The sequence below is a fragment of the Kitasatospora sp. MY 5-36 genome (genome assembly GCF_001182915.1).
Classification (GTDB): Bacteria; Actinomycetota; Actinomycetes; order Streptomycetales; family Streptomycetaceae; genus Kitasatospora.
The window spans coordinates 1-3,909 of sequence record NZ_LFVW01000847.1; the positions used below are offsets into that span (position 1 = coordinate 1).

A 3,909-nucleotide genomic window follows, 5' to 3' on the forward strand; every position below is an offset into this window, starting at 1 on the left:
GCGAAGCGGTCGCCGAGGCGGCGCAGCGGCGCGGTGCAGTGCGCGTACGGGGCGGCGAGCGCGGCGTGGTCCGGATCAGCGGGGGCGGGCAGGCCGCGGGACTCGTCGAAGGCGTGGTAGCCGGCGCCGCGCAGCAGGCCCGCACAGGCGTTGAGGAAGGCGGCGTTGAGCGGGACGTCCGGGTCGAGGGAGCGGATCAGCTCGGGGTACGGGACGGCCTGCGGCCAGTCCACGTCGAGGGCGGCGGCGATCCGGCGCAGCCGCTCGTAGCCGGTGGCGGGCGCGGCGGGCAGGGTGCGCAGCAGGCCGACGCCCGCGTCGAGCATCAGGTCGGCCGCGGCCATGCCGGTGAGCAGGGAGATCTGGGCGTTCCAGCCGTCGGCGGGGCCGGGGGCGCGGTAGCCGAGGACGTAGCCGTGCAGGGTCTCCTCGACCTCCTGCTCGGGCACCGGCAGGCTGATCCCGCCGCGGGCGCGCTCCTGCTCCTCGCGCAGCCGTCCGACGGTCGCGAACAGGGCGAGCTGCTCGTCGGCGCCGCCGAGGTCCACCGCGCGCTCGACGGCGGCGTAGTCCAGCCGGCGGTGCGAGCGGACCAGGGCGCGGCGCAGGTCGGCGAGGACGACGGCGCCGTCGGCGTCCAGGTCCAGCTGCCAGAGCAGGGCCGGGCGGGGCTCGCCGGGCAGCAGGCTGGCGGCGTCCTCGGAGATCCGGGTGGGGTGCAGCGGGACGCGGTGGTCGGGGAAGTAGAGGGTCTCGACCCGGCGGCGGGCCTCGGTGTCGATCGCGCCGCCGGGGTGGACGAACGCGGCGACGTCGGCGATCGCGTAGTGCACCCGGTAGCCGCCGCCGGGCCGGTGGGCGAGGTGCACGGCCTGGTCGAGGTCGCGGGAGCCGGGCGGGTCGACCGTGAACAGCGGCAGGTCGGTGGCGTCGTACTCCGGCAGCCGGGGGCGCTCGGCCGCCTCCTCCGCCTCGGCGAGCACGGCCCGCGGCCACTCGGTGTGGACCTCCAGGCGGGTGCGGAGCTCGGTCAGCTCGGTGTTGATCCGGGCGGAGTCGGCGGCCTTGACGCGCAGTTTTCGGCGAGGCATGCACGCCAGGGTAGAGCGGGGCCGGGCGGTTCCGGGCCAGGCTCTGGCGTAAGCACTCGTACGGTGGGGGCAAGTGGCCGTGCACGAAGGGGGTTTGGGCGATGGGTGCGGTGAAGGTGGCCGGGGGTGTGGTGGCTGCGGTGCTGGGGGCGACGGGGGCGCTGCACGCGGTGTGGGCGGTGACGCCGTGGCCGCTGGCCTTCGACGGCCCGGCGATGCTGCGCGGGCTCGCCCGGGCCGAGGCGCTCGCCGTGGTGCCGCCCGGCGGGGCGGCGGCGGGGGAGACGGTCGAACTGCTGGAGGTGCCGTGAACGAGGGAACCGTCAAGAGCCGCGCGTCCGGCGCGGGGGCGGCCGGGGTGGGCGCATGAGCCGGATCCGACGCAACCTCGCGCCCGGCACCGAGCCGTGGGCGGACGCCGGGATCGTGCTGCCCGCCCGACGGGCCGAGCCCGCCGTGCGGCAGGTCGGCTCCCGGCTGCTGCTGGCGCTCGCCGTCCTGGTCGCCACCACGTTCATCGTCTACCTCGACCGGGACGGCTACAACGACAACGCCGGCGGCGGGCTGAGCTTCCTGGACGCGGCGTACTACGCCACCGTGACGCTCTCCACCACCGGGTACGGCGACATCACCCCGTTCAGCGACGGCGCCCGGCTCACCAACATCTTCGTGATCACCCCGCTGCGCGTGGTGTTCCTGATCATCCTGGTCGGCACCACCCTGGAGGTGCTCACCGAACGGACCCGCCTGCAATGGCGGTTGAACCGCTGGAGGTCCACCGTGCGCGAGCACACCGTCGTCATCGGCTACGGGACGAAGGGCCGCAGCGCCGTCGACACCCTGATCGGGCAGGGGGTGAAGAAGGAGGAGATCGTCGTCGTCGACCCGCAGCGCAAGGTGGTCGACGCCGCCGCCCAGCACGGCCTGGTCGGGGTGGTCGGCGACGCCACCCGTACCGACACCCTGGTGCGCGCCGGGCTGCCCACCGCCGCGCGGGTGGTGGTCGCGCCGGAGCGGGACGACACCGCCGTGCTGATCACGCTGACGGCCCGCCAGTTGAACAAGGCCGCCACCGTGGTCGCCGCCGTACGGGAGGACGAGAACGCGCCGCTGCTGCGGCAGAGCGGCGCCGACGTCGTGGTGACCAGCTCCAGTTCGGCCGGGCGGCTGCTCGGGCTGTCGATGCTCAGCCCGCACGCCGGGGCGGTGATGGAGGACCTGCTGACGTACGGCAACGGGCTGGACGTGGTGGAGCGCCCGGTCACCTGGGCCGAGGCCGGGCACAGCCCGCGCGAGTGCGCGGACCTGGTGGTCGCGGTGGTCCGGGGCCGACGGGTGCTCAACTACACAGAGCCGGAGGCCGCCGTGCTCCAGCTCACCGACCGGGTGATCGTCATCAAGTCCAGCGCGGCCGCGCCGACGGGCTGAGCCGCGCCCACGGGCGGGTCGAGCGTCGCCCACGGGTCGAGCCGCGCCGACCGGTTGAGCCGCGCCGTGGAACCGCCCCCGCCCGCAGTAGGTTCGGGGCATGCATGCGATGACGATTCCCGTACCCGGCGGTCCCGAGGCACTGGTCTGGGCCGAGGTGCCCGACCCGGTCCCCGCCGAGGGCGAGGTCCTGGTCGAGGTGGCGGCCACCGCCGTCAACCGCGCCGACCTGCTCCAGCGGCAGGGCTTCTACAACCCGCCGCCCGGCGCCCCGCCCTACCCGGGGCTGGAGTGCGCCGGGCGGATCGTCGCGCTCGGGCCCGGGGTGGCCGGCTGGGCGGTCGGCGACGAGGTGTGCGCGCTGCTGGCCGGCGGCGGCTACGCGCAGCGGGTCGCGGTGCCGACCGGGCAGCTGCTGCCGCTGCCCGCGGGGCTGTCCGCCGAGCAGGCCGCGGCACTGCCCGAGGTCGCCTGCACGGTGTGGTCCAACGTCTTCCTCACCGCGCACCTGCGGCCCGGCGAGACGGTGCTGCTGCACGGCGGCGCGAGCGGGATCGGGACGATGGCGATCCAGCTGGCCAAGGCGGTCGGCGCCCGGGTCGCGGTCACCGCGGGCGGCCCGGAGAAGCTGGCGCGCTGCGCCGAGCTGGGCGCGGACATCCTGATCGACTACCGCGAGCAGGACTTCGTCGAGGTGCTCCGGGAGGCGACCGACGGGGCCGGGGCGGACGTGATCCTGGACATCATGGGCGCCAAGTACCTCCAGCGGAACGTGGACGCGCTGGCGGTCAACGGGCGGCTGGTGATCATCGGACTCCAGGGCGGGGTGAAGGGCGAGCTCGACCTCAACACGCTGCTGCGCAAGCGCGGGGCGGTGATCGCCACCAACCTGCGCGGGCGGCCGCTGGCGGAGAAGGCGGCGATCGTGGCGGCGGTGCGGGAGCACGTGTGGCCGCTGGTCGAGTCCGGGGTGGTGAAGCCGGTGGTGGACCGGGTGCTGCCGCTGGCCGAGGTGGCCGAGGCGCACCGGGTGCTGGAGCGCGGGGAGCAGGTCGGGAAGGTCGTGCTGCGGGCCTGAGCACGGGGGACCCCGGTGGCGGGGCGGCGGCCGGACGGGTGTGAATTGCCCGAAATGCCGTAACGGCGGGCGCGTGCGAATCTGGTCCGGAGCAGTCCCGCCGCCGATCCCGCCCCCGGGCGCCGTCGGCCGTCGGAAGGACTCCGACCGTGGCCGCATCTCCGCACGCATCCCTCGGGCCGCTGCCCGTCGCGCCGCACCACCGTCGTCCGTCCCGGCGCTCTCCGGGCCGCGCCCAGCGGCTGTTCGCGGCGGCCGTGCTGGGGCTCACGCTCCCGCTGGCCGCCGCCTCGGCGGCGGTGGCGCTGCCCT

General features: G+C 75.7%; 3 protein-coding genes and 1 pseudogene. 3 read left to right on the plus strand and 1 reads right to left on the minus strand.

Annotation, left to right across the window (positions count from 1 at the left end):
- Positions 1 to 1,091 (minus strand): ribonuclease catalytic domain-containing protein (locus tag AE652_RS37100; RefSeq protein WP_049659598.1); only part of this gene is annotated, 1,091 nt, incomplete at its 3' end.
- Positions 1,092 to 1,282: 191 nt separating this feature from the next.
- Between AE652_RS37100 and AE652_RS48730 the strand changes: the two are divergent.
- The 3 genes and pseudogenes from AE652_RS48730 to AE652_RS37115 all read left to right on the plus strand — a co-directional run.
- Positions 1,283 to 1,402: pseudogene (locus AE652_RS48730) on the plus strand (hypothetical protein); the annotation flags it as partial.
- Between the two features lie 55 nt (positions 1,403 to 1,457).
- The gene (locus tag AE652_RS37110; protein ID WP_082346221.1) at positions 1,458 to 2,519 is read left to right on the plus strand and encodes a TrkA family potassium uptake protein; all 1,062 of its coding nucleotides are present in this window, start codon (positions 1,458 to 1,460) and stop codon (positions 2,517 to 2,519) included.
- Positions 2,520 to 2,619: 100 nt separating this feature from the next.
- Positions 2,620 to 3,597, plus strand: a complete 978-nt coding sequence (locus AE652_RS37115) for an NAD(P)H-quinone oxidoreductase (protein WP_049659602.1) — start codon at positions 2,620 to 2,622, stop codon at positions 3,595 to 3,597.
- Positions 3,598 to 3,909 lie beyond the last annotated feature (312 nt).

What these genes read in the sequence shown, in the direction of transcription:
- AE652_RS37110 (WP_082346221.1), top strand. Translation starts at nt 1,458, where the DNA reads ATGAGCCGGATCCGACGCAACCTCGCGCCCGGCACCGAGCCGTGGGCG.
- AE652_RS37115 (WP_049659602.1), top strand. Translation starts at nt 2,620, where the DNA reads ATGCATGCGATGACGATTCCCGTACCCGGCGGTCCCGAGGCACTGGTC.